The sequence below is a fragment of the Pseudomonas sp. YH-1 genome (assembly GCF_051990045.1).
Classification (GTDB): domain Bacteria; phylum Pseudomonadota; class Gammaproteobacteria; order Pseudomonadales; family Pseudomonadaceae; genus Pseudomonas; species Pseudomonas nicosulfuronedens.
The window spans coordinates 4,103,355-4,127,096 of record NZ_CP178184.1 but is presented as its reverse complement, the minus strand read 5'-3'; the positions used below and the strand labels follow the sequence as shown (position 1 = coordinate 4,127,096).

General features: G+C 65.9%; 20 protein-coding genes. 9 read left to right on the top strand and 11 right to left on the bottom strand.

Annotated elements, in window-relative coordinates:
* The first annotated feature begins 49 nt into the window (after positions 1–49).
* Both ACKI1H_RS18965 and ACKI1H_RS18960 read left to right on the top strand, forming a co-directional pair.
* Positions 50–427: a hypothetical protein gene (locus ACKI1H_RS18965; RefSeq protein ID WP_440465927.1), complete on the top strand. Its 378-nt coding sequence runs from the start codon at positions 50–52 to the stop codon at positions 425–427.
* Between the two features lie 38 nt (positions 428–465).
* Positions 466–729: a hypothetical protein gene (locus ACKI1H_RS18960; protein ID WP_138525450.1), complete on the top strand. Its 264-nt coding sequence runs from the start codon at positions 466–468 to the stop codon at positions 727–729.
* A gap of 6 nt (positions 730–735) precedes the next feature.
* Here ACKI1H_RS18960 and ACKI1H_RS18955 read toward each other — a convergent pair whose 3' ends face one another.
* Together ACKI1H_RS18955 and ACKI1H_RS18950 are read right to left on the bottom strand one after the other, a co-directional pair.
* A complete protein-coding gene (locus ACKI1H_RS18955) occupies positions 736–1,380 on the bottom strand; it encodes an alpha/beta hydrolase (protein ID WP_440465926.1) in 645 nt (214 codons plus the stop codon).
* A gap of 234 nt (positions 1,381–1,614) precedes the next feature.
* Positions 1,615–2,955 (bottom strand): OprD family porin, encoded by a 1,341-nt coding sequence (locus ACKI1H_RS18950; protein WP_440465925.1) that lies wholly within the window; start codon positions 2,953–2,955, stop codon positions 1,615–1,617.
* A gap of 636 nt (positions 2,956–3,591) precedes the next feature.
* Between ACKI1H_RS18950 and ACKI1H_RS18945 the strand changes: the two genes are divergently transcribed.
* From ACKI1H_RS18945 to ACKI1H_RS18935, 3 genes are all read left to right on the top strand, one after another.
* Positions 3,592–4,089 carry a winged helix-turn-helix transcriptional regulator gene (locus ACKI1H_RS18945; RefSeq protein ID WP_138525448.1) on the top strand — a complete coding sequence of 166 codons (498 nt, stop codon included), beginning with the start codon at positions 3,592–3,594 and terminating at the stop codon, positions 4,087–4,089.
* Positions 4,090–4,101: 12 nt separating this feature from the next.
* Complete coding sequence (locus tag ACKI1H_RS18940; protein WP_138525447.1) at positions 4,102–5,229, top strand: HlyD family secretion protein; 1,128 nt, start codon at positions 4,102–4,104, stop codon at positions 5,227–5,229.
* A gap of 86 nt (positions 5,230–5,315) precedes the next feature.
* A complete protein-coding gene (locus ACKI1H_RS18935) occupies positions 5,316–6,803 on the top strand; it encodes a DHA2 family efflux MFS transporter permease subunit (RefSeq protein ID WP_440468888.1) in 1,488 nt (495 codons plus the stop codon).
* Here the strand turns inward: ACKI1H_RS18935 and ACKI1H_RS18930 are convergent.
* The 3 genes from ACKI1H_RS18930 to ACKI1H_RS18920 form a co-directional block, all read right to left on the bottom strand.
* Positions 6,797–7,699, bottom strand: coding sequence for a LysR family transcriptional regulator (locus tag ACKI1H_RS18930; RefSeq protein WP_440465924.1), 903 nt, complete (start codon positions 7,697–7,699; stop codon positions 6,797–6,799). The two genes, ACKI1H_RS18935 and ACKI1H_RS18930, sit on opposite strands and share 7 nt — an antisense overlap.
* Before the next feature lie 73 nt (positions 7,700–7,772).
* A complete protein-coding gene (locus ACKI1H_RS18925) occupies positions 7,773–8,972 on the bottom strand; it encodes an MFS transporter (protein ID WP_440465923.1) in 1,200 nt (399 codons plus the stop codon).
* A gap of 120 nt (positions 8,973–9,092) precedes the next feature.
* Positions 9,093–9,998: a LysR substrate-binding domain-containing protein gene (locus ACKI1H_RS18920; protein ID WP_138525444.1), complete on the bottom strand. Its 906-nt coding sequence runs from the start codon at positions 9,996–9,998 to the stop codon at positions 9,093–9,095.
* A gap of 306 nt (positions 9,999–10,304) precedes the next feature.
* On the opposite strand from ACKI1H_RS18920, the gene ACKI1H_RS18915 reads away from it, so the two are divergent.
* From ACKI1H_RS18915 to ACKI1H_RS18905, 3 genes are all read left to right on the top strand, one after another.
* Positions 10,305–10,562 (top strand): YjhX family toxin, encoded by a 258-nt coding sequence (locus tag ACKI1H_RS18915; RefSeq protein ID WP_138525443.1) that lies wholly within the window; start codon positions 10,305–10,307, stop codon positions 10,560–10,562.
* 55 nt (positions 10,563–10,617) lie between these two features.
* Positions 10,618–11,121: a GNAT family N-acetyltransferase gene (locus tag ACKI1H_RS18910; RefSeq protein ID WP_440465922.1), complete on the top strand. Its 504-nt coding sequence runs from the start codon at positions 10,618–10,620 to the stop codon at positions 11,119–11,121.
* A 62-nt stretch (positions 11,122–11,183) separates the two neighbouring features.
* Entirely contained in the window at positions 11,184–11,630 is a 447-nt protein-coding gene (locus tag ACKI1H_RS18905) for a GNAT family N-acetyltransferase (protein WP_440465921.1), read from the top strand.
* 127 nt (positions 11,631–11,757) lie between these two features.
* Here ACKI1H_RS18905 and ACKI1H_RS18900 read toward each other — a convergent pair whose 3' ends face one another.
* From ACKI1H_RS18900 to ACKI1H_RS18890, 3 genes are all read right to left on the bottom strand, one after another.
* Positions 11,758–12,159 (bottom strand): DUF2501 domain-containing protein, encoded by a 402-nt coding sequence (locus tag ACKI1H_RS18900; protein WP_138525440.1) that lies wholly within the window; start codon positions 12,157–12,159, stop codon positions 11,758–11,760.
* Between the two features lie 55 nt (positions 12,160–12,214).
* Positions 12,215–12,901: an aquaporin Z gene (aqpZ, locus tag ACKI1H_RS18895; RefSeq protein ID WP_138525439.1), complete on the bottom strand. Its 687-nt coding sequence runs from the start codon at positions 12,899–12,901 to the stop codon at positions 12,215–12,217.
* 89 nt (positions 12,902–12,990) lie between these two features.
* Complete coding sequence (locus ACKI1H_RS18890; RefSeq protein WP_440465920.1) at positions 12,991–16,065, bottom strand: autotransporter family protein; 3,075 nt, start codon at positions 16,063–16,065, stop codon at positions 12,991–12,993.
* Between the two features lie 187 nt (positions 16,066–16,252).
* Here ACKI1H_RS18890 and ACKI1H_RS18885 point away from each other — a divergent pair, with 187 nt between their 5' ends.
* Positions 16,253–18,019, top strand: a complete 1,767-nt coding sequence (locus ACKI1H_RS18885; RefSeq protein WP_440465919.1) for a response regulator — start codon at positions 16,253–16,255, stop codon at positions 18,017–18,019.
* A gap of 174 nt (positions 18,020–18,193) precedes the next feature.
* On the opposite strand, the gene ACKI1H_RS18880 is transcribed toward ACKI1H_RS18885, so the two are convergent.
* The 3 genes from ACKI1H_RS18880 to ACKI1H_RS18870 all read right to left on the bottom strand — a co-directional run bounded on the left by ACKI1H_RS18880 (position 18,194) and on the right by ACKI1H_RS18870 (position 23,742).
* Complete coding sequence (locus ACKI1H_RS18880) at positions 18,194–19,282, bottom strand: glycerophosphodiester phosphodiesterase (protein WP_440465918.1); 1,089 nt, start codon at positions 19,280–19,282, stop codon at positions 18,194–18,196.
* A 129-nt stretch (positions 19,283–19,411) separates the two neighbouring features.
* A complete protein-coding gene (katG, locus tag ACKI1H_RS18875) occupies positions 19,412–21,604 on the bottom strand; it encodes a catalase/peroxidase HPI (RefSeq protein ID WP_440465917.1) in 2,193 nt (730 codons plus the stop codon).
* A 296-nt stretch (positions 21,605–21,900) separates the two neighbouring features.
* On the bottom strand, positions 21,901–23,742 hold the full coding sequence (locus ACKI1H_RS18870) for an amidohydrolase (RefSeq protein WP_440465916.1): 1,842 nt from the start codon (positions 23,740–23,742) through the stop codon (positions 21,901–21,903).

Sequence of the window (23,742 nt, the reverse complement as noted above, 5' to 3'; positions counted from 1 at the left end):
ACCCCGCGGGGCGCTGCGCCCCGCCAACCTCTGCAAGGAACTCCGATCGATGTCCAGACCCGCCCTCACCCTCAAATGGTTCGGCTGCTACCTGATGCTGCTGGGCCTGGCACTGATGCTGCTGCCCAACCTGCTGCTCGGCCTGTTCCACATCGCCGCCACGTCGGAGGTGTGGATACGCATCGTCGGCGTCCTGGCGTTCAACATCGGCGTCTACTACCTCGCCGCCGCCCGCAGCGAGTCGCAGCCGCTGTTCCTCGCCTCGGTGTATACCCGCGCCCTGGTGCTGGCCAGCTTCGCGATCTTCGCCCTGCTGCAACTGTGCGAGCCCATAGTGGTGCTGTTCGGTGCCGTGGATTTCTGCGGCGGCCTCTGGACGCTGCACGCCCTGCGCACGGAGAACCGCGCACGCGCCATCAGGAACTAGACTTGCTGCTTTCCGCGTCACCAACGGAGGCCGACGCCATGCAACCTGTCACGCTCACTTTCGCCACTTGCCTCGCACTCCTGGGTGCCCTGGCTGGGTATGCCCAGGCCGAGGGCGATGTCGCCAAGGACGTGCGCGAGCTGCACCGCGATCTCGACAAGGGTGTCGACCACGACGCCAAGGAGATCGACAAGGGCTACAAGCACGACAAGCACGAGGTGGACAAGACCGATGACCACCTCGACAAGGAGCGCCACAAGGAAGACAAGCACCTGGACAAGGAAATCAAGAAGGACCTCTGATCCTGTCTAGGTCACCGTGCGCTGCAGGTGCTGGAGCACCCTCTCGACGGCCTTCTCCAGGCAACCCTTGAAGAAATGGTCGGCGCCGGCATAGAGCAGCACTTCGCGCTGGTGGGGCCGCGCCCAGGCCAGCAGGTTGGTCAGCGGCGCCATCTCGTCCGCCTCGCCATGCAGCAGCAGGCACTCGGCCGGCACCGCCTGCGCTTGGTAGTCGCGGCCGCCGGGAACCGTGCCCACCGGCAAACCCATCAGCACGATGGCATCCGCTGGCGGTGACAGCTCGCTGGCCACGCGGGCGAACACATAGGCGCCGAAGGAAAAGCCCACCAGCGCCAACGGCAGGCCGGGATACTCATTACGCAGATACGCGATCACCGCGAGCATATCCTGCGCTTCGCCGATGCCTTCGGCGTACGCGCCTTCGCTGCCCTCCACCCCCCGGAAGCTCGGCCGCACGGTCAGCCAGCCAGCACTGCACAGTTTGCGCGACAGGGTCAGCGGCACGCGGTGCTTCGGGCTGCCGCCCAGCAGCGGCTGCGGATGACTGATCAGGGCGATGCCCCGCACCGGCATGCCCGGCCGGTCGATCAGCAATTGCAGCTTGCCCACCGGGCCATCGATCAGTTGCGTGCGGCGCTCTTCTTCGGACATCGACTCTTCTCGCGGGGCGGGAACGGAGCGCCGATTGTAGCGCCCCGCCCGCATTCCAGGCTCGCAGAAGACCGCCCTGCAAACCGGGAATATCTGCGCGTGACGTCGGGTCCTGTAGGAGCGAGCTTGCTCGCGAACCGCTTGATGCTGGAGCGGCCGGGCAATCCATTCGCGAGCAAGCTCGCTCCTACGAAGAGCTCCCAGGGCAGCACCCAGCAAGGTGCTGCGTTGGCGTTACAGGATCGACAGCGGGTAGTCGACGATCAGGCGGAACTCGTTGACGTCGCCCTCGGCCTGGTCGGCATTGCCGCGGTGAATCGCCTCGCGCAGACGGAACGACAGGTCCTTCGCCGGCCCGGACTGCACCACGTACTTGGCTTCCAGGTTGGTCTCGTGGTGCTTGCCGTCCTCGCCGTAGCCATAACCGCGATACTCGCTATCGGCGGCCATTTTCGTGCCGTCGATGCCGTGGCCGTTGACGTAGCGAGCCATGAAGCTCAGGCCGGGAATGCCGTAGGTGGCCATCGCCAGGTCATAGCGCAGCTGCCAGGACTTTTCCTCCGGACCGTTGAAGTCCGAGTACTGGATGGAGTTGGCGAGGAAGATCGAGTCGCCGGTATCGCCGGGGCCGTTGACGCCGAAGGCCACGTAGTCGAACGGCGTGTCGCCGTGGACCTTCTGGTAAGCCAGCGTCAGGGTGTGGGCGGTGAGGAAGGTATACGCGGCGGCGGCAGACCAGGTGGTGTTGCTGATCTCGCCGGCCTTGGCGCTACCGTCGTCGTTGGTGCGGTAGATGTTGAAGTCGAAGTTCAGCGACTGGTCGTCCGCCAGCGGCAGCGTGTAGTTGGCGTTGCCGTAGTACTGGCGCCACACGTCTTCGAGCTTGGAGGCATAGAGCGAGAAGTTCAGCGTGTCGTTGACCGCGTACTTGCCACCCACGTAATCGATGCTGCTGGCCTCGACGTTGGCGTAGGAGGCCCAGATGCCGTGGTCGCCGTTGGTGGTCACCGGGCCGTTGCCGCCGGTGAAGTGGCCGCCGTCCAGGTCAAGCCCGGCGATCTCGCTGCTGAGCACGTTGAAGCCAGTGGCGGTCTGCGGGAACAGCCGGGTACCCCCGGCAGCGAACACCGGCGCGGTAGGTTGCAGGTCGCCCCAGCGCAGTTCGGTCTTCGACACGCGCAGCTTCACGGCGCCGCCGGCACGGCCGTATTCGCTTTCCGGCGAGCCATCGTCACGCACCGGCAGGTTGCCAGTGCCGGAGGTGCCAGCGCCGCCATCCAGGCGGATGCCCCAGTTGCCGAAAGCCTCGACACCGAAGCCGACCGTGCCCTGGGTGAAGCCGGAGCTGTAGTTCAGCGTGAAGCCCTGGGTCCAGTCCTTGCGGTCACCGGCACCGGACTTGCGGTCGCTGTTGTAGTAGTAGTTGCGCATCAGCAGCGAAGCCGTGCTGCCTTCGATGAAGCCGGTGGCTTCGGACTGGTCGGAAACGACGGCGGCGTGCGCCAGTTGGAACGGCATACCGATGATCGATGCGCTGACGCAGGCACCGAGCAATGAGAGTCGGAACGCGGACATCTGCTACCCCTTTGTTGGTCTTGTCTTGGCAGGTCTATCGTTTTTAGTGCGAATAACTTTCTTATGTTTCCCCGCCATAGGCAGAGCGAGCGAAGAAATAACAATCCGCTGCTCCACCCTCCAACCAGCCTTGTCGATAGTTGATATCGAGACGAATGATTCAGCATTTGCCGCTATCGCCATTAAGCTTGCGCCCCGATGAAGAACATGAGTCCCGGATGCCCGCTCCAGAGCGTCCGGCCGATTGCTCCACTTCATCATCCTTTGGTTTGGCCGCCTCCCCAGGCGGCCTTTTTTTGCCTGTTGGAAAGTTATGGAACAGACGTTCCAGGCCATTTCCCGGATAATTATCCCGACCACTTCCAGAGTTGTTCGGACGGTACTTCCCGGTAACTTCCCCTGAACTTCTCCGGTAAGGTTCCGCAGGATCAGGCAACGCTTGTGCCTACCGGAAGTTCACCCGACACACCGTTCATCCCCTGTGCCATTCCTCCCGCGACGAGTCACTTGCGCAAAGCAAGTGACCGCTTTAGATTACACCCATAATCTTTTCCAGCCAGACCTCGCCTGTCGCCTTGCAGGCCCGTTACAGGGCGGCCCGATTAGATGATGGCTTTAATTCAAATGGATTCAATCATGCGCAGAACCACCTTCGAACACCTGCCCTGCCCTGTGGCTCAGGCGCTGGATCTGATTGGCGACAGCTGGAACGTGCTGATCCTGCGCGAAGCCTTCTACGGTTCCACCCGCTTCGACCAGTTCCTCGCACGATTGGGCATTGCCAGCAACGTCCTCACCCGCCGCCTGCGCGCCCTGGTGGACAGCGGCCTGCTGCAACGCAGCCAGTACAACGATCACCCGCCCCGCTACGAGTACCTGCTTACCGAGAGTGGACGCGACCTGCGCCCGGTGCTGCTCACCCTGCTGCAATGGGGCCAGCGCCACGCCGGCATGGCCAGCACCGCCGAGCTGGTGGACACCCGCAGCGGCCAGCCGGTGCACATCGCCCTGGTGGACGCCGACAGCGGCGAACCTATCGGCCCGCAGCACCAGATCCATCGCCGCGAAGGCGACCGACTCGTCCCCGTCCATCACCGTCCCCAAGCCGCCCTTCCCCACGTAGATCACGCCTGAGCGAGCACTGCCATGAACCAGTCCGTTACCCTTCCCGCCTCGCCGGCCGTCGATACGGCCAGACCGAAATCGCGCAAGGCCCTCAAGCTCGCCGTCGCCACGGCTGCCTTGCTCGGCGTCGGCGCCTACGCCGGGCACTGGTGGCTCGACGGACGCTTCCTGGAAAAGACCGACGATGCCTACGTCGGCGGCGACGTGACGGTGATCAGCCCGCGCGTCGCCGGCTATATCGCCGAGCTGAAGGTGAGCGACAACCAGCTGGTGCACGCCGGTGACCTGCTCGCCCGCATCGACGACCGCGATTACCGCGCCGCCCTGGCCAAGGCCGAAGGCGCAGTTCACGCCGAGGAAGCGGCGCTGGGCAATGTCGACGCCCAGGCTTCGCTGCAGGACGCGCTGATCCGCCAGAGCCAGGCGGAGATCGATGCGGCTACTGCCGAGGAAGTACGCACCCGCGACGACCAGCGCCGCTATGCCACCCTTGTACGCACCAACGCCGTGTCGGTAGAAGCCGCGCAACGCGCCGATGCCAGCTTCAAGTCCGCCCGCGCCAACAGCGACAAGGCCCACGCCAGCCTGCTCGCCGCGCGGCGCCAGCTGGACGTAATCCACAGCCAGCGGCAGCAGGCCCTGGCCGCGCTGGAGCAGGCCGTCGCCGCCCGCGACCTGGCGCGCCTGGACCTCGGCTACACCGAGCTGCGCGCCCCGGTGGACGGCTACATCGGCAACCGTCGGGCACGGGTCGGCAGCTACGTGGCCGCCGGCACCCAGCTGCTCGCCGTAGTGCCGGCGCAAGGTCTGTGGGTGGACGCCAACTTCAAGGAAGACCAGCTGGCGCGCATGCAGCCTGGCCAGGCGGTGACCATCGAGGCCGACATCCTGCCCGGCAAGGTCTTCCACGGCCACCTGGACAGCCTCGCCCCGGCCACCGGCGCGCAGTTCAGCATCCTCCCGCCGGAGAACGCCACCGGCAACTTCACCAAGATCGTCCAGCGCGTGCCGGTACGCGTGCACCTGGACGACGCCGACGGTCGCCTCGGCAACCTGCGCCCCGGCCTCTCCGTGCTGGTGGAAGTGGACACCCGAGCGCACGAGCATGGCTCGGCCGATCAACGCGTCGCCCAGGACACCCGGCCGTGAGCCTTTCGCGCAGCCAGTTCTGGAGCAACGACACCGTGCCGGTGGAAAGCATTTCCACCGGGCGCAAGGTCATCTCGTTCGCCTGCATGTGCCTGGGGATGTTCATCGCCCTGCTGGACATCCAGATCGTCTCCGCCTCGCTGCGCGACATCGGCGGCGGACTCTCGGCCGGTGCAGATGAGCTTGCATGGGTGCAGACCAGCTACCTGATCGCCGAGATCATCGTCATTCCGCTCTCCGGCTGGCTGTCCAAGGTGCTCTCCACACGCTGGCTGTTCGCCGCTTCGGCACTGGGCTTCACCCTCACCAGCCTGCTCTGCGCCATGGCCTGGAACATCCAGAGCATGATCGCCTTCCGCGCGCTGCAGGGTTTTCTCGGCGGCTCGATGATCCCCATGGTGTTCACCACCGGCTTCCTCTACTTCGACGGCAAGCAACGGGTAATAGTCGCCGCCACCATCGGCGCCATCGCCTCCCTGGCGCCGACCCTGGGGCCGGTGGTGGGCGGCTGGATCACCGACATTTCTTCCTGGCCCTGGCTGTTCTACATCAACCTGGTGCCGGGGCTGTTCGTCGCCATCGTGGTGCCGATCATGGTGCGCATCGACAAACCCGACCTGTCGCTGCTCAGGGGCGCCGACTATCCGGCGATCGTGCTGATGGCACTGTTCCTCGGCTGCCTGGAATACACCCTGGAGGAAGGCCCGCGCTGGAACTGGTTCAGCGACGACACCATCCTCGCCACCGCGTGGATCTCCGGCCTCTGCGGCATCGCCTTCATCGACCGCAGCCTGACCTCGGCGCACCCCATCGTCGACCTGCGCGCCCTGAAGGAGCGCAATTTCGCCCTCGGCTGCCTGTTCAGCTTCGTCACCGGCATCGGCATCTTCGCCACCATCTACCTGACCCCGCTGTTCCTCGGCCGGGTACGCGGCTACGGCGCGCTGGACATCGGCCTGGCGATTTTCTCCACCGGCATCTTCCAGATCATGAGCATCCCGCTCTATGCCGCCCTCGCCCGTCGAGTCGACCTGCGCTGGATCCTGCTGCTGGGCATGGTGATGTTCACCCTGTCCATGTATGAGTTCGCCCCGCTGACCCACGACTGGGGCGCGGCGCAGCTGATGTTCCCGCAGGCCCTGCGCGGCATGGCCCAGCAGTTCTGCGTGGCGCCCACGGTGACGCTCGCGTTGGGCTCGCTGCCGCCCGAGCGCCTGAAGCTGGCCTCCGGGCTGTTCAACCTGATGCGCAACCTCGGTGGCGCCATTGGTATCGCCGCCTGTGCCACGGTGCTCAACGACCGCGCCAACCTGCACTTCCTGCGCCTGGCCGAGCACCTCAACAGCGGCAACGAAGCACTCAACCACTGGCTGGCGCCGTCCATGGACCTCACTGGCGAACCCTCGCAGCAGGCGCTGAAACACCTGTGGGACCTGACCTGGCGCGAGGCGCAGACACTGACCTTTGCCGATGCCTTCCTGCTGGTGGGCGCGTGCTTTGCGGTGACGTTGCTGCTGGTGCCGCTGATGAAGAAGATCGCCCCACCGGCCCAGCCGAGTGCCGACAGTCATTGAGCCGCGAGGACTTCCTCGAGGAAGGTCACGAAGACGCGGATGCGGCTGGACTCGCGCAGGCTCGGCGGGTAAAGCGCATTGATGCTGCCCACCGTGCTGCCGGGGTACACCTGGTAATCCGGCAGCAGGCGCTGCAAACATCCGCTGCGCACGTCCTGGGCCACCAGCCAGTCGGACAGCAGGGCAATGCCGCCGCCAGCCAGCGCTGTCTCTCGCAGGACATCGGCGTTGTTGCTCTGCAACCGGCCCTGCACGTTGAGTGCCCAGGTTTCCTGGCCGTCGCTGCAGGTCCAGGTCGAGTGCGGACCGCCGTAGTCGAAGCGCAGGCACGGGTGCTCCATCAGTTCCAGCGGATGCCTGGGCGTGCCGGCACGTTCCAGGTAGCCGGGGCTCGCCACCAGCCAGCGGTCGAACTGGCCGATGCGCCGGCTGATGATGTCGTCGCTGACCAACGTCGCCCCCAGGCGAACGGACAGATCGATCTGCTGTTTGGGCAGGTCGACCAGTTGGTCGTTCAGCGACAGACTGACTTCCAGTTCCGGATGCTGTGCCAGCAGACGCCCCAGGTGCGGGGCGATGACGCGGCGACCGAACTCCACCGGCACGCTGACCCGCAGTCGGCCCTTGGCCTCGCTGCCGCGGTCACTGACCAGACCATCGGCCTCCACCAGCGCATCGAGGATTTCCACGGCCTTGTCGTAGTAGGCCTGACCGGCCAGGGTCGGGCTGCTGTGGCGGGTGGTGCGGTTGAGCAGTGCGGCGCCCAGTTCCGCCTCCAGCGCAGCCACCTGCCGGGTCACCGAGGAAGTCGCTACCCCGAGCTTGCGGGCCGCCGCCGAGTAGCCGCCACAGCGCACGGTCTCGACGAACATCGACAAGGCCTGCAGTTTGTCCATGGCGGGACTCCGGTAGGGGGAAATCCCAGAGTGTACCCAATCACTTCTGCCGTTGCCTTGCACGCCTGTGCTCTCAGGCGTGGCCTTCACCGCGCAGCAGGAAGAGCAAGGTGGCAATGGCCGGGATCACCGCCGCACCGATGGCGAACGGTGTCCAGCTGATGGCCTCGTAAAGCGGGCTGGCGACCAGCGAACCCAGCGCGCCGCCGACGAAGATGCTGGTCATATACACCGCGTTCAGGCGCGCCCGGCTATGCGGGTCGAGGGCGTATACCTCGCGCTGGCCGAGCACCATGTTCAGCTGCACGGCGAAGTCCAGCAGCACCGCGCAGACCACCAGCCAGAAGAACCCCGCGCCGGGCAGCGCCCCGAGCAGTAGGGCGAGCGGCGCCAGCAGCAGCGCCACGAGGGTGCCCTTGAAGGTGTGCCCGGCATCCGCCAGACGCCCGGCAATGGGCGCGGCGACGGCACCGACTGCGCCGACCAGGGCGAACAGCGCGACCTGGGTCTGGCTGAAACCGTGGTGGCGGATCAGCTCGATGGGCGCAATGGTCCAGAAGGCGCTGAATGCAGCGAACAGCAGACCCTGGTAGAGCGCACGCTCGCGCAGCACGGCGTAGCGCCGCGCCAGCGAGAACACCGAGCCGATCAGCTGCGGGTAGGTCGCGCTATGGGTCGGTACGCGGCGCGGCAGTGCCACCGCCATCACCAGCGCAATCACCAGCATCAGCACCGCTGCGGCGAGGAACACCCCGCGCCAGCCGAAGACTTCCGCCACCAGGCTGGACACCGGCCGTGACAGCAGGATGCCCAGCAACAGGCCGCCCATGATGTTGCCCACCACACGCCCCCGGGCCTCTTCCGGCGCCAGGTGCGCGGCCAGCGGAACGAGTATCTGCACCGCCACCGAGGTCAGACCGATCAGCAGCGCGCAGGCCAGCAGCACCGAAGGCGAACTCGCCAGCCCGGCACCGGCCAGGCAAAGCGCGACCGTCAGGGTGAAGCCGATCACCAGCTTGCGGTTCTCCAGCAAGTCCGCCAGCGGCACGAGGAACAGCAGGCCTATGGCGTAACCGAACTGGGTCAGCGAAACAATCAGGCTGGCGTGCTCGGTAGACAGGCCAATGGCCGGGGCGATCAGCTCGACGATAGGTTGTGCGTAGTAGAGGTTGGCAACCACCGCGCCGCAGCAGAACGCGAGCAAGGCCACCATGGCAGAGGAAAGGGTCGGTTGCGCAGGGGCAGCCGGGAGGGAAGTCGAAGCGGAGTTCATGACCATTCCTTGAGGGGAAAACAGTGGCGCCAGACTATGCCGCTGCCCCCTTGCACAGAATCGGTCGGGCCGGCAAAACAGCGGTGCGCGAAACGCAACGCTGCGCGCCGGGGACTGGCTTCAGGCCATGTCGCTTTCGCCGAACTCCTCGGCAAGGAAGTCGATCAACGTGCGTACCGAGGGCAGCAGGCCACGGCGCGACGGGAAGATCGCATGGACAATGCCGCACTTGGGCGACCAGCCCGGCAGCAATTCCACCACATTGCCGGCGGCCAGGTCCTCGCGTACCGCCACACGGGGTACGTGGGCGATACCGACGCCAGCCAGCACGGCATTGCGCAACGCCAGCAGGTCATCGGTGACCATCCGTGGCTTGTGCGAAATCAGCAGACGCTCGCCTTCATCGTTGAACAGCTCCCATTGATACTCGCGCTGCATGCCACCCCAGTGCAGGCTGGGCAATTGCCCCAGCCCCATGGGCGAGCTGTCGCCGGCCATGCGTTCGAGCAGTTCAGGGCTCCCCACCAGGCACTGGGTACTGTTGGCCAGCACCTTCATCACCATGTCGGTGTTTTCCAGCGGCGGGAAGCGCACCCGCAAGGCAATGTCGAAACCCTCGTGGAGCAGATCGACGCGGCGGTTGGTGCTCTCGATGAACAGCTCTACCAGCGGGTACTTGAGCATGTAGCGAGTGAGCATCGGCCCGACCCAGGAGTTGAGCAGCGTCGTCGGGCAGGCCAGGCGTACCAGGCCGCGCGGTTCGGCGCGGTTGCGCTCGATTACCTCGGAAGCCCCTTCCGCCTCGATGCGCATCGCCACGCAGCGCTGGTAGTACTCCTGGCCGATTTCCGTCAGCGAGCAGTGCCGGCTGGTGCGGTGCAGCAGGCGAACGCCCAGGCGTTCCTCCAGTTGGGCGATGCGCCGGCTGAGCTTGGACTTGGGGATGTCCAGCGCACGGCCGGCCGCGGCGAAACCACCCTGCTCCACCACCTGGGTGAAGTAATAGAGGGTGTTGAGGTCTTCCATGGATCGTTCTCCGGATGGAACGCTGGCAAAGTCCGGCAGCTTACCGCATCGGGCAGCAGCAGATGAAAGACGAGGCAACAACCTGCGGGTTGATCGCCTTCCCGCCCAGCGCCTAGAATTGCCGCGCCCACCTACGGGCATCCTCTCTGATCCATCGAGGTCCGAATTCATGTTGGAGATAGCAGTAGCCCGATAACCGCAGACGCCTTGCCCAGCAGGCGGGACGGTTATCGATGCGCACAAACACTGGCGGACACCCTCTTGTGCCCGCGGTTTCTACGCACCTACTGCAATCAGGTTTCCACCATGAACATTTCCAGATCGGAACAACGGACCCTGCACGTCCTCGCCAAGGGCGGCCACATTTCCTTCCAGCGCGACGACTCCGGTCGTATCGTCTTCGTCGAGTGCTATACCCGTGACGGATACGTACTGGCCGACTGCACCCTGGCGGTCTTCAGGAAGCTGAAGAACAAGCGCCTGATCCTCTCGCGCGGCGGTTCGCCGTACCGCATCAACGCCAGCGGACTGGGCGCCGTACGCCCGCAACTGGACAACCGCTGACAGCCCCGGCCGGGCCGCCAGCGGCTGCCCGGTCGTTTTCACAAGGAATGGCACCATGCAATACGACATCCATCCCGAACGGCCCAACGATGCGGCCATCATCCGTCAGGTGACCGAAGCGGCCTTCGCCGTGGCCGAGCACAGCGACGGTACCGAGGGCGCCATCGTCGATGCGCTACGCGCTGCCGGCGCGCTCAGCGTGTCGCTGGTCGCCACGGTCGCCGGCGAGGTGGTCGGCCACATCGCCTTCTCGCCGGTCACCCTCGATGGCGCGGACCTGAACTGGTACGGCCTCGGCCCGGTCTCCGTACGACCTGACCTGCATAGCCGAGGCATCGGCGCCGCACTGATCCACGCAGGGCTTGAGCAATTGAAGGCGCTGGGCGCGCGCGGCTGCGTCGTGCTCGGCGACCCACGCTACTACCGGCGTTTCGGCTTCGCCCAGGACGCTGCGATCCGCTATGCGGGTGTACCGCCGGAGTACTTCATGGCCTTGTCGCTGGACGGTTCGACAGCCGCTGGCAGCGTCGCCTACCACCCGGCTTTCTCCGCGTCCTGACGCGGGCCTGGCGGGCCTTTTCGCGAGGCCCGCCCGTTCATCGATCAAAGGAAGGAACGTTCATGAATGCGAGGATTCGCGCGGCCGGCGTGGCCGATATCGACAGCCTTTTCGACATCCGCACCAGCGTGCAACAGAACCACCTGAGCCGCAGCCAGTTGGCCGAACTGGGCATCACCCCGGCGGCACTGAAGGACGCGCTGGAGTCCGGCCCCTGCACTTGGATCGCCGAGCTGGACGGCATCGCTGGAGGCTTCGCCATGGTGGATCTGGAGTCGGGGGAAGTCTTCGCGCTGTTCGTGCGACCGCACTGCGAAGGCCGGGGGCTGGGGCAGCTATTGCTGGCGGCGGCGGAACAGCAGCTGTTCCGCGAGCACGGGACGATCTGGCTGGTGACCGATGGCGGCGAAGAAATTCGCGCCAATGGCTTCTACCTCAAGCAGGGCTGGACACTGGCCGGGCGCATGGATGAGCGGGATGTACGTTACGAAAAACATCGCCCTTCGTAGACGGCAATCAAGCCCGTAGGATGGCGTGGAGCGAAGCGATACCCATCAGCTTCGCCGGGAACCTTTCGATGGGTATCGCTTCGCTCCACCCATCCTACGAACAGACTTGCCTCGGCAATTGGCAGTCTCAAAGCAGCGACTTGCCCTGGCTGAGGACCTTGTCGCACACCTGCTTGGTGACCTTTTCCTTGATGCCACTGCCGGACAGGTCGAGGCTCTTGCCGTCGCTGCCGGTCAGGATGCCCTTGGCGCCGTCCTTGTAGCCGCTGTCGCTGGTAGTGGTATTGCCTGGCAGTTTGCCCAGCAGCTTGTCCTTCACCTGGGTCGCCGCATCGGCGTTGAGGTAGTTGTTCTTGGCGCAGTACTCCAGCAAGCCGGCGACGTTGCCACTGCTGCCGGACGACACCGACGACAGGTTGCCAAGGCCGCCGAGGCTACCGGCAACATCGCCAAGGGAGGCTGCCTGGGCCAGCGTCCAGGGCAGCAGTGCGGCGGCAAGAACGGCGGGAATCAGTTGACGGGCATTCATGACGATCTCCTGGTTGCAGACGACGTGGCGCCAAGCGCCACAGCGAGTGTAGACATCAACGGCCACGGACCACGCGATAGACCAGCGCCCCGAGGCTGCCGCCGACCAGCGGAGCGAGCCAGAAGGCCCAGAGCTGTTCCAGTGCCCAGGGTGCGGCGTAGAAAGCCACGGCCAGGCTGCGCGCCGGGTTCACCGAGGTGTTGCTGACCGGGATGCTGATCAGGTGGATCAGCGCCAGGGTCAGGCCGATGGCCAGTGGCGCGAAGCCCGCCGGAGCGTCACGGTCAGTGGCGCCCATGATCACGAAGAGGAAGATGGCGGTCATGATCACTTCGCAGAGCAGTACTGCGCCCAGACTGTAGCCGCCGGGCGAGTGATCGCCGTAGCCGTTGGCGGCGAATCCGCTGGCTGCGTCGAAGCCGACCGCACCGCTGGCGATCAGGTACAGCGCGCCGCCGGCCAGCAGACCTCCGACGAGCTGGGCAAGGATGTAGGGCAGTACGTCGGCGGCCGGGAAGCGACCGCCAACCATCAGGCCAACGCTCACCGCCGGGTTGAGGTGACAACCGGAGATCGGGCCGATCGCGTAAGCCATGGTGACGACGCTGAGGCCGAAGGCCAGTGCGACGCCGAGCAGCCCGATGCCATGCTCCCCGAAGTTGGCGGCGAGAACGGCGCTGCCGCAGCCGCCCAGGACAAGCCAGAAGGTGCCGATGAGTTCGGCGGCAAGTTTCCTGTACATGATCGTCTCCCTGGTACCGGAGCACCGGTTCCGCACGGAATATCGAAGGGGAACGGGAGGGCGTCAGTGCCCTCCCCGTGGGTCTTTGCCTACCAGAGGTAGCGGTAGCCGAGGGTCACGGCCCAAGGTTGCTCGAGGTGGTCGCCCTTGGCGTAGTCCACTTCCAGCGAGACCTTCTGCTGGCGGCTGACCTGCAGTGCCGCACCGGCCCCCAGTTCGCCGCGCGAGCCGGGCAGCTCGTTGTTGAGCTTCTCGCCGTTGACGCGGACATGGGTGTTGCCGGCCAACTCGTCGATGTAGGACGCGGTGGCGTAGGCCTGCAGACGCATGTCCCGGTCGAGCTGGATTTCCTTGCCGCCGCGCACGCCGAGCCGACCCTGCAGCGAGTCGGTGTCGCTGGCACGCACCTTGAGACCGTCGCTGCTGGTGTAGCGCGGACCTTCGAAGTGGGTGGCGCTGAGCTGCACCTGGGGTTCGACGAACCACTGGTCCTGCAAGTCGATGCGTTTTCCGCCCTCGACACTGACGCCGTAGGCGTCGGCCTTGTAGTCGCCTTTCACCGGCTGGCCGAGGTTGGTCGGAACCTTCACGTCGCCGTCCATGTGGCTGTACTTGATGACGTTGTCCAGGTACCAGCCATCGTCGCGCAGGTAGGTGGCGTAGGCGCCGACGCTGGTGCTGTCGAGATGTCCGCGGCTGTTCTCGGTGAAGCGGATGCGCGATTCGCTGGCGCCGACCATGGCGCCCAGGTACAGGCGAGCGCCGTCGAGGTGGATGGCCTTGTCGGCGCCGATCTCGACGCCATCGAGGTTCTGTTCGAAGGCCCGGCCATAGTGCTCGCCCATGCGCATACGCTTGCCGATACCGCGAATCCAGACGCCGCCGTCGTCCTGGCTCAGGCGCAGTTCGCCCAGACGCTGCACCAGGGTGCCGAGCTCGGCGTAGTACAGGTTGGCCGCGGCGCTCTGCATACCCAGGGCGACGTTGGAACCCTTGGAGATGATGTCCGGCTGGCTGGTGCCGCCGCCCCCGTTGGAGCCCTGGTCACCGCCGTCGCTGCCTCCCTGGCTGCCACCGTCGGTGCCGCCCTGGTTCCCGCCCGAGCTGCCGCCCTGATCGCCGCCGTCCGTGCCGCCCTGGTTGCCGTTTTCATTGCCTCCATCACCCGGATCAGGAGTGGTCGTCCCGGGCTCACCGCCATCACCGGGCCCCGTGGAGGGCTGGTCGGGGTCTACCGGATCGGTCGGATCGACCGGGTCGACCACATTCTTGCCGGACGCGACCAGGTACCAGTCGTTGCCCTGCTGCTCGAGGGTGTAGCGGTAGGCGCCGGCATCCACATGCTCGCCGTAGAGACTGAAGACACCAGGGCTGCCCTGGGTGCCAACGACGCGCAGTTGATCGCCGCCCGCTTCCTTGCCGCTGTCGGCGACCACCAGGGTATGGGCACCATAAGCCTGGCCGCCCACCAGGATCAGGTCGGTCTGCAGGCTGGAAAGATCGGTGTTCATGTCGAAAGTGCCGGCGCCGGTCAGGTCACCGGTCATCGACAGGGTGTGGTAACCATTGGCGCCGAAGGCCACGGTAGCGCCGTCCACGTCCAGGTTGCTCAGGCTGGAGTCGGCGTTCAGCTGCCAGCGGGCGTTGTGCAGTGTCATGTCGAGCAGGCCCTGGTCGCCGTCCTGCAGACGGGTGTCGCCATGCAGGTCGCTGCCTTCGCTGGTCATCTTCAGCGAGCCATTGCCGGCGACATCGGCCAGCAGGCCGGAATCCCCGACGTCGAGGCTGGAGTCGGTCAGTGTGGACTGCAAACTGGCGCCCTCGGCGATGGCATAGCCGACGCCGTTGCCGGCCTGCAACTGGCTGCCCGTGGCATTGAAGGTGCCGGCGCTGCCGGTCTGTGCCGTCACCACGGCGGCATCGCTGGTCACGCGGCTGGCGCTCAGGTCCAGTTGTGCCTGGCTGCCGGGCTGGTCGCCCTGGCTGAAGAGAATGGCCGAGCCATTGCTCGAATCGATCTGGCTGGCACTGGCGGCCACCGTCCCGCCGTTGTCCAGGTGGATGCCCGCGCCGCCGCTGCCGGTGCTGGAAAGCTGGCTGCCGTCGACGCTGATGGTGCCGGAGGCAGCGGCATGTACCGCCGCCGAGCCGGCGCCGCTGCTGCTCAGGCTGCTGTCGGTGATGCCGATGCTGCCGCCTTCGGCCGTCCAGGCGCCATCGGCGTTGACGCCGCGGGTGGTCACCTGGCTACCCTCGGACAAGTCGATACGGGTGCCCTGCCGGGTGTAGAGGCCATGGCTGCCCTCGCCTTCGGTGACGATCTGGCTGTTCTGCACCTGCGCCGAACCGCTGGCGTTGTTGACCATCACCCCGATGCTGGCAGCACCGTGGGTGGTGACGCTTGAGTCCTTCAGGGAGTTCTCGGCGCTGTTGCTGGAGATGTGCACGCCATGGCTGCCCTGCCCGGCAGTTTCCAGGGTCGCGCCGCTGACCTGCAGCGAAGCACCGTTGTTGGCCTGGATGGCGGTGCTGTCATCACCGGAGGTGGAAACCTGGGAATCCCCCAGCGTCAGGGTGCCGTTGTTGTCCAGTAGTACGCCGGCGCTATGGTCGCCCACGGTACTCAGCGCACTGCCGGTGACCTGGGCCGCACCGTTGTTGTGGGCGTGCACCGCGGCGGCGTTGTCGCCGTCGGTAGCGACAACGCCGCGCACCAATGCAACCTGGCCGCCGCTCTGGGCGTCCAGGCCGTAGTCGTTGTCACCGTGGGTACTGACCTGGGAGTCGACGATGTTCACCGTGCCACCGTTGACCTGCAGGCCGAAGCTGCCGGCGCTGTCGACTTCCACGTGGTCGACCTCGTCCTGCTTGCCACTCCACAGGTTGAACAGCAGACCGCCGCCGCTGCCGGTGTTGTGCACCCAGCCACCGTCCATGCTGAATTCCATGTCGTTGACGGTAATGGCGGCCTGGCCGGCATTCACGTCGAAGTGGGCGTCGTGCAATTCGCTGGTGTTGTTCTCCCAGGGGGAAAACGACTGCGGGGTATCGAAATCCTCAGCCAGCGACGGCAGCGCCGCCAGCGAAGTGATCACCGCTGCCAGCAACGTGGGAAGAAACGGCGGCGCGTGTCGGCTCGTCGGCGAAAGGTTGCGGGTGTTCATCTGGTAGCCCTCCAGAATCCATGTCTGGCCGGCGCGTGAGCCGGTCTCTGGGGGCGATTCTTCTCGGAGCGATGAGCTCCGAAGATGGGAAAGCATTTACCGTTGCGTAGGAAACTTCCTACTCAAATTCTGCAGGGCGGGCGGAAATGCTCTAGCGTTGAACGAGACTTCGACAAGGAAAAATGCCATGGGCCAGGTGCTGATCGCCGACGGACATCCGGTCACCCGCCATGCCGTCCGCGTGCTGCTGGAGAGCGAAGGCCACGCCATCGCCGGCGAGGCCGAGGACGGTCTGGACGCCCTGCGCCTGAGCCTGGAACGCCCCGCGGACCTGTTGATCCTCGACATCGACCTGTCCCGTCTCAACGGCCTGGATGTGATGGCGCGGCTCAAGGCCCACGGCGTCGACTTGCCGGTGCTCGCGTTCAGCGCCCAGGACTCGGAGCACATCGTCGGACGCTTCCTGCAGGGCGGTGCCTCGGGCTTCGTCAGCAAGCACGACGACTTGCGTGAGCTGAGCCTGGCCGTGGCCATGCTGCTGCGCGGCCGCAGCTACTTTCCCATGCGTCTGCTGGGCAACGTCAATCTGCCCCAGGTGCGCAGCGGTGAGCGCGAGCGGGTGGCCAGCCTGTCCAACCGCGAACTTTCCGTGCTGTATTTCCTCGCCAGCGGGCGCAACAACCACCAGATCGCCCATGAGCTGACCATCAGCGAGAAGACCGTCAGCACCTACCGCACGCGCCTGCAGCACAAGCTCAACCTGCACAGCCTGGCGGAACTGATCGACTTCGCCCGGCGCAACGCGCTGGTGGCCGCCCCCCAGGCCGAACCCGAGCAGCCGGCGCCGGCCAGTGACGAACTGGTGATGCTGCGCAGCCTGGTCGACAGCCTGCCCGATGCGCTCTACGTACGCGATACCGGTGGCCGCCTGGTGCATGCCAACCTCGCCTTCCTGCGCCTCTACGACGTCGACCTGGCCGAGGTGCTGGGCACCCGAGCCATGGACGTGGATTGGTACGCGCCGGCCCAGGCCGAACTGCTGCACCAGTACTTCCTACAGGCCGTGGCCGCCGAACAGGCCTTCGCCCGCGACATCGAGCTGCGCATCCACGGCCAGCGCCGTGTGTTGCACCACTGGGGCAAGCCCTACCGCGACGCCCAGGGGCGGCTGCTCGGAATGATCTGCGGCAGCGCCGACATCACCGGCCGCCAGGACCGCCTGCGCGCCATCGAGGCGGACAAGCAGCAGGCCGAGCTGAGCAACCGGCAGAAACTCAACTTCCTGGTGCGGGCGAGCAACGAGTTCAGCCTGCCGCTAGGGGCGATGCACGGCCTGCTGGAGATGGTCCTGCAGCGCGCCAGCCTGGAGCCGGCCGACCGCCAGGCGCTGGAGTGGATCGACGGCACCAGCCGCGACCTGCTCAGGCTGACCGCCGACCTGCGCCAGATCGCCCGCCTGGAAAGTGGCGAGGAGCAGATGCAGAGCCTGCCATTGAGCCTGGAAGAACTGTTGCACGCCGCACTGGCCAGCGCCGCTGCGCCGGCCAGCGTCAAGGGGTTGAAGCTTGAGGTCGGAGTGGCACCACCGCTGGATCAAGCGGTACTGGGCGATCCCTTGCTGCTGCGCAAGATCCTCGACTACCTGCTGGCCTACCTGATCCGCGAAACCACCGCCGGCATCCTGCGCATCGGCCTGCATGGGCAGGTCGAGCACGAGCACCTGTCCGTCCGTCTCAACGCAGCCCCCATCGCCAGTACCCCGGAAGACCCGCTGGCAGTCTACTCGCTGGAAGAACTGGCCGCCGACGCTGCACGACAGATGCTGCAGGACGCGCCAGTCGGCCTGATCGTCGCCAAACGACTGGTGGGGCTGCTCAAGGGCGAGCTGGTACTCGCAAGCCCTCCCGGCCAGGGGACGACCGTGAGCCTGCACCTGTCCCTGCCGCTGGCGTAGAGCTCTCGCTGGACAGGTTGGGAGGCGTAGGGCAACAACGCGCCAGCGCTGCCCCCATTCGCTTTTCCTAGGATGGCGTGGAGCGCAGCGATACCCATCAGGCCCACGTGCCGGCAGCATGGGTATCGCTGCGCTCCACCCATCCTACAGATCGAGCCACGCCGCCCTCTTCCTTCAGTAGCCAACGGATTTCAGCACCTCGCCCACCCCCTGGCTCGGCGGGCGGCCAAGGAAGCGCAGCAACTGGTCGGTGCGATTGGTGAAGAAGCCGTCCACGCCGGCTTTGCTCAACTGGTCGAAGTCCACCGCGTCATCGACCGTGTAGGCATGCACGAACAGACCACGCTCATGGGCAGCCTGGTTCATCCAAGGCTGCACCAGGTCCATGTAGCTCTGGTCGCCACGGGCGGTCAGGGTCACCGAAGGGCCGACACCCTGGGCGCCATTGGCCTTGGCCCAATCCAGCCAGGCGAAGAGTTCTTCCCTGGATTTCACTTCCTGGCGGGCATAGAAGTCTGCTTTGATCTTCTCGCCGGACTGGGCGAAGGTCGTCGGGCTCTTCGCCGCCAGGTAGCCATCGCCCACCCACAACAACAGGATCTTCGGCACCTTCGGCATGCTCTTCTGCAGCAGCTCCAGGCTGCTCTTCTCGAAGGTCTGCAACACGATCTTGCCCTGGGGTTCGCCATCGGCGTTGAGCCAACCGCGGTTTTCCAGCGCCTTGCGCAGGTCTTCCTCGATACCGGGGAACTGCCCCGGCGCCTTGGTTTCCAGGTAAAGGCCGGGGGTTTCGCCACCGCCTTCGGCGATGTCGATCAGCTCATCGAGGGTCAGGATGCGTACACCCACGTACTTGGAACGCGCGCGCTCGGGATAGGCGGCGTTGAACCAGCTGCCGGCGTCCAGGCGCTTGAGCTCGGCCAGGGTGAACTGACTCACCGGCGCCTTTTCGCGACCCGGGAAGACCTTGGCGACGTCGGTGGTGCGCTCCAGGGTGTCATCGTGCACCGCTACCAGCACGCCGTCCTTGGTGCGCTGCAGGTCCGCTTCCAGGTAATCCGCCCCCAGGTCGCGGGCCGCGAGGTAGGCCGGCGCGGTTTCTTCCGGGGCGTCGTGGGAAGCCCCCCGGTGAGCGATTACCGTCGGCCAGGGAACGCCGGCAGCCTCGCTCAGCGTGCGGCCGGGCGATTCCTCGGCGCTGGCGGTGACACTGGCGACAGCCAGTACGAAGGTGCCCAGTACAGCAGCGAGACAACGGCGCATAGGCGAAAGCCCCCCTTTCCCGATTGAGCGGCCCAGTCTGCCGGCGGCCTGTGAACATCCTGCGACGGCTGGAACGACAAGGCCCGCGAACGATCGCTCGTTCGCGGGCCTTTGCTCTTCCCTGCCCGATCAGCGCGGCAGGTCGAAGCGGTCGAGGTTCATCACCTTGGTCCAGGCCTTGACGAAGTCATGGACGAACTTGCGTTCGCCGTCCGAGCAACCATAGACCTCCGACAACGCCCGCAGCTGGGAGTTTGATCCCAGTAGCAGGTCGATGCGGCTGCCGGTCCACCTGGCTTCGCCGGTCTTGCGGTCGCGGCCCTCGAACTGGTCGTTGGCGTCCGAGGTCGGCTTCCACACCGTCCCCATGTCCAGCAGGTTCACGAAGAAGTCGTTGCTGAGTGTACCGGGGCGCGCGGTGAACACGCCGTTCTGCGAGCCACCGGTGTTGGCGCCGAGCACACGCAGGCCGCCGATCAGCGCGGTGACTTCCGGCGCGGTCAGGGTCAGCAACTGCGCCTTGTCGATCAGCAACGCTTCGGCCGGCACCGAGAACTTCGACTTCTGGAAGTTGCGGAAGCCATCGGCCACCGGTTCCAGCATGCCCACCGAGTACACGTCGGTCTGCTCCTGGCTGGCGTCCATGCGGCCCGGCGCGAACGGCACGCTGACCTTGTGGCCACCCTTGCGCGCGGCCTCTTCCACGCCGGCATCGCCGGCCAGGACGATCAGGTCGGCCAGAGAGATCTTCTTGCCGCCAGCAGCGGAAGCGTTGAACTCAGACTGGATTTCACCCAGCACGCCGAGCACCTTGGCCAGCTGTTCGGGCTGGTTCACCGGCCAGTCCTTCTGCGGCGCCAGGCGGATGCGCGCGCCGTTGGCGCCGCCGCGCTTGTCGGAGCCACGGAAGGTCGAGGCCGAAGCCCAGGCAGTGGACACCAGCTCGCCGACCGACAGGCCCGAAGCCAGCACCTTGGCCTTGAGCGCAGCAATGTCGGCATCATCCACCAGCGGGTGGTTGACCGCCGGAATCGGGTCTTGCCAGATCAGCTCTTCCTTCGGCACTTCCGGGCCCAGGTAGCGAGCCAGCGGGCCCATGTCGCGGTGGGTCAGCTTGAACCAGGCACGGGCAAAAGCGTCGGCGAACGCTTCGGGATCTTCGTAGAAACGACGGGAAATCTTCTCGTAGGCCGGGTCGACGCGCAGCGAGATGTCGGTGGTCAGCATCGACGGCGCGCGGCGCTTGGATTTGTCATGGGCATCGGGAATGCTGCCAGCACCCGCGCCATTCTTCGGTTGCCACTGGTGGGCGCCGGCCGGGCTCTTGGTCAGTTCCCACTCGTAGCCGAACAGGTTCCAGAAGAAGTTGTTGCTCCAGCGCGTCGGCGTGGACGTCCAGGTGACTTCCAGGCCACTGGTGATGGCGTCGCCGCCCGAGCCCGTGCCGAACTTGCTGACCCAGCCCAGGCCCTGGCTTTCCAGGCCGCCGGCTTCCGGGTCGACGCCGACGTTGTCCGCAGGGCCTGCGCCGTGGGTCTTGCCGAAGGTGTGGCCACCGGCGATCAGGGCGACGGTTTCCTCGTCGTCCATGGCCATGCGGGCGAAGGTCTCGCGGATGTCGCGGGCAGCGGCTACCGGATCGGGGTTGCCGTTGGGGCCCTCGGGATTCACGTAGATCAGACCCATCTGCACGGCGGCCAGAGGGTTTTCCAGGTCTCGCTCACCGGTGTAGCGCTTGTCGCCGCCCAGCCAGGTGGTCTCCTCGCCCCAGTACACGTCCATGTCCGGTTCCCAGACATCCTCGCGGCCGCCGGCAAAGCCGAAAGTCTTGAAGCCCATGGATTCCAGGGCGACGTTGCCGGTAAGGACGATCAGGTCGGCCCAGGACAGCTTGGCGCCGTACTTCTGCTTGATCGGCCAGATCAGCCGGCGCGCCTTGTCCAGGCTGACGTTGTCCGGCCAGCTGTTGAGCGGGGCGAAACGTTGCTGGCCACGGCCGGCGCCGCCACGGCCATCGCCGATGCGGTAGGTGCCGGCGGCGTGCCAGGCCATGCGGATGAACAGCGGACCATAGTGGCCGAAGTCGGCCGGCCACCAGTCCTGGGAGTCGGTCATCACGGCGCGCAGGTCGGCCTTGACCGCTTCCAGGTCGAGGGTCTTGAAGGCCTCGGCGTAGTTGAAGTCCTCACCCATGGGGTTGGACTTGGAAGAATGCTGGTGCAGCAGGTCCAGCCTCAGCTGGTTCGGCCACCAGTCACGGTTGGAAGTACCACCACCAGCGGTCTGGTGGAACGGGCAGCTACCTTTCTTTTCTTCACTCATTGCAGGCTCCTTGGGGGCGCCTATCGTTGGCGCCTTGTATTCGCACAACCCATCAGAAGATAGATCAACTGGGCGAGGCTGCTATTGCAGTTTTCGATTGGCTTGGACGGTAAAAGGCTATCGATGGGGATGGCGAAAAGCCTTGTTACAGAGGGGATGCGCCAGAGGGGCCGGCGCTGGGCGGTTGGCGGGCGTGGCCCGCTCCTGCAGGTTGGGCTGAAGCGCTCGTGGCCTTGCAGGAGCCGGCCATGCCCCGCGATCGGCATACGGCCCTTGCGGACCGCACCGTTACTCCATCAGAACGCGAAGCAGGAACAGCCGAAGGCGCCCCAGAACCCGGCGAAGTCGCTCACCGGCACGTCCTTCGTGCGTGCGCGCTCATGGCTGTGGCCATGCACACCGCAGGAGCCGATGCACTGGTGCACGGCCTGCTGCAGCGGAGCCTGCGGCCGCCAGTGGCCGGGGACCATGGCCACCGGTGACCACTCCGGCACCACCGGGATGCTCGGCGGGGCCAGCTTGTCGAACTCGCGGTCACCGTGAACGATCTTGCCGCCCACCACGGTGAGTACCGACTCGATGCTCTTGATCGCCTCTTCCTCGACGCTGAAGAAGTCCTCCGAGAGCACCGCCAGGTCCGCCAGCTGGCCGGCCTTGAGCATGCCCTTCTTGCCCTGCTCGCTGGAGAACCAGGCGCTGCCGTGGGTGAAGAGCTGGATCGCCACTTCACGGCTCAGCCCTTCCGGGTAGAGGCTCAGGCCGCCCACGGTCTTGCCACTGACCATCCAGTACAGCGAGGTCCAGGGGTTGTAGCTGGACACGCGGGTGGCGTCGGTACCTGCGCCCACCGGCACGCCTTCGGCCAGCATGCGCTTGATCGGCGGCGTCGCCTCGGCGGCCTGTTTGCCGTAGCGATCGACGAAGTACTCGCCCTGGAAGGCCATGCGGTCCTGGATGGCGATACCGCCGCCCAGCGCCCTCACCCGCTCGATGTTCTTCGGCGTGATGGTTTCGGCGTGGTCGAAGAACCACGGCAGGCCGTTGAATGGAATGTCGCGGTTGACCTTCTCGAACACGTCGAGCATGCGCGAGATGGACTCGTCATAGGTCGCGTGCAGGCGGAACGGCCAACGCTGTTCGACCAGGTGGCGCACCACCGGCTCCAGCTCGGCTTCCATGGTGCCGGGCAGGTCCGGACGCGGTTCGAGGAAGTCCTCGAAGTCCGCCGCCGAGAACACCAGCATCTCGCCCGCGCCGTTGTGGCGCAGGAAGTCGGTACCCTGGCCGTAGGTCACGCTGCTGGTCCAGTTCTTGAAGTCCGCCAGTTCTTCCTTGGGCTTCTGGGTGAACAGGTTGTACGCGATGCGCACGGTGAGCTGGTCGGCGTCGGCCAGTTGCTGGATCACCTGGTAGTCGTCCGGGTAGTTCTGGAAGCCGCCACCGGCGTCGATCACGCTGGTCAGGCCGAGGCGGTTCAGCTCACGCATGAACTGGCGGGTCGAGTTGACCTGGTACTCCAGCGGCAGCTTCGGCCCCTTGGCCAGGGTCGCGTAAAGGATCATCGCGTTGGGACGGGCGATCAGCATGCCGGTGGGCTCGCCGTTGCTGTCACGGACGATCTCGCCGCCGGGCGGGTTCGGGGTGTCCTTGGTGTAGCCAACGACGCGCAACGCGGCGCGGTTGAGCAGTGCGCGGTCATACAGGTGCAGGACGAACACCGGGGTATCCGGCGCCGCCTTGTTCAATTCCTCGATGGTCGGCAGGCGGCGCTCGGCGAACTGGAATTCGTTCCAGCCACCCACTACGCGCACCCACTGCGGCGACGGCGTGCGCTGGGCCTGCAGGCGCAGCATCTCCAGCGCGTCGGAAAGCGACGGTACGCCCTCCCAGCGCAGTTCGAGGTTGTAGTTCAGGCCACCGCGGATCAGGTGCAGGTGCGAGTCGTTGAGGCCGGGGATGACGGTGCGGCGGTTGAGGTCGACCAGTTTCGTCGACTCGTCGCGGTAGGCCATCGCCTGGGCGTCGGTGCCAACCACCAGGAACTTGCCGTCGGCGATGGCCACGGCCGTGGCGTGCGGGCGCTCCGGGTCGACGGTGTGCAGCTTGCCGTTGAACAGGATCAGGTCTGCGTTGCTCAT

Excerpts from the sequence above, each read along its gene's own strand:
- ACKI1H_RS18965 (WP_440465927.1), top strand. The coding sequence starts at position 50 with ATGTCCAGACCCGCCCTCACCCTCAAATGGTTCGGCTGCTACCTGATG.
- ACKI1H_RS18960 (WP_138525450.1), top strand. The coding sequence starts at position 466 with ATGCAACCTGTCACGCTCACTTTCGCCACTTGCCTCGCACTCCTGGGT.
- ACKI1H_RS18955 (WP_440465926.1), bottom strand. The coding sequence starts at position 1,380 with ATGTCCGAAGAAGAGCGCCGCACGCAACTGATCGATGGCCCGGTGGGC.
- ACKI1H_RS18950 (WP_440465925.1), bottom strand. The coding sequence starts at position 2,955 with ATGTCCGCGTTCCGACTCTCATTGCTCGGTGCCTGCGTCAGCGCATCG.
- ACKI1H_RS18945 (WP_138525448.1), top strand. The coding sequence starts at position 3,592 with ATGCGCAGAACCACCTTCGAACACCTGCCCTGCCCTGTGGCTCAGGCG.
- ACKI1H_RS18940 (WP_138525447.1), top strand. The coding sequence starts at position 4,102 with ATGAACCAGTCCGTTACCCTTCCCGCCTCGCCGGCCGTCGATACGGCC.
- ACKI1H_RS18935 (WP_440468888.1), top strand. The coding sequence starts at position 5,316 with ATGTGCCTGGGGATGTTCATCGCCCTGCTGGACATCCAGATCGTCTCC.
- ACKI1H_RS18930 (WP_440465924.1), bottom strand. The coding sequence starts at position 7,699 with ATGGACAAACTGCAGGCCTTGTCGATGTTCGTCGAGACCGTGCGCTGT.
- ACKI1H_RS18925 (WP_440465923.1), bottom strand. The coding sequence starts at position 8,972 with ATGAACTCCGCTTCGACTTCCCTCCCGGCTGCCCCTGCGCAACCGACC.
- ACKI1H_RS18920 (WP_138525444.1), bottom strand. The coding sequence starts at position 9,998 with ATGGAAGACCTCAACACCCTCTATTACTTCACCCAGGTGGTGGAGCAG.
- ACKI1H_RS18915 (WP_138525443.1), top strand. The coding sequence starts at position 10,305 with ATGAACATTTCCAGATCGGAACAACGGACCCTGCACGTCCTCGCCAAG.
- ACKI1H_RS18910 (WP_440465922.1), top strand. The coding sequence starts at position 10,618 with ATGCAATACGACATCCATCCCGAACGGCCCAACGATGCGGCCATCATC.
- ACKI1H_RS18905 (WP_440465921.1), top strand. The coding sequence starts at position 11,184 with ATGAATGCGAGGATTCGCGCGGCCGGCGTGGCCGATATCGACAGCCTT.
- ACKI1H_RS18900 (WP_138525440.1), bottom strand. The coding sequence starts at position 12,159 with ATGAATGCCCGTCAACTGATTCCCGCCGTTCTTGCCGCCGCACTGCTG.
- aqpZ (WP_138525439.1), bottom strand. The coding sequence starts at position 12,901 with ATGTACAGGAAACTTGCCGCCGAACTCATCGGCACCTTCTGGCTTGTC.
- ACKI1H_RS18890 (WP_440465920.1), bottom strand. The coding sequence starts at position 16,065 with ATGAACACCCGCAACCTTTCGCCGACGAGCCGACACGCGCCGCCGTTT.
- ACKI1H_RS18885 (WP_440465919.1), top strand. The coding sequence starts at position 16,253 with ATGGGCCAGGTGCTGATCGCCGACGGACATCCGGTCACCCGCCATGCC.
- ACKI1H_RS18880 (WP_440465918.1), bottom strand. The coding sequence starts at position 19,282 with ATGCGCCGTTGTCTCGCTGCTGTACTGGGCACCTTCGTACTGGCTGTC.
- katG (WP_440465917.1), bottom strand. The coding sequence starts at position 21,604 with ATGAGTGAAGAAAAGAAAGGTAGCTGCCCGTTCCACCAGACCGCTGGT.
- ACKI1H_RS18870 (WP_440465916.1), bottom strand. The coding sequence starts at position 23,742 with ATGAGCAACGCAGACCTGATCCTGTTCAACGGCAAGCTGCACACCGTC.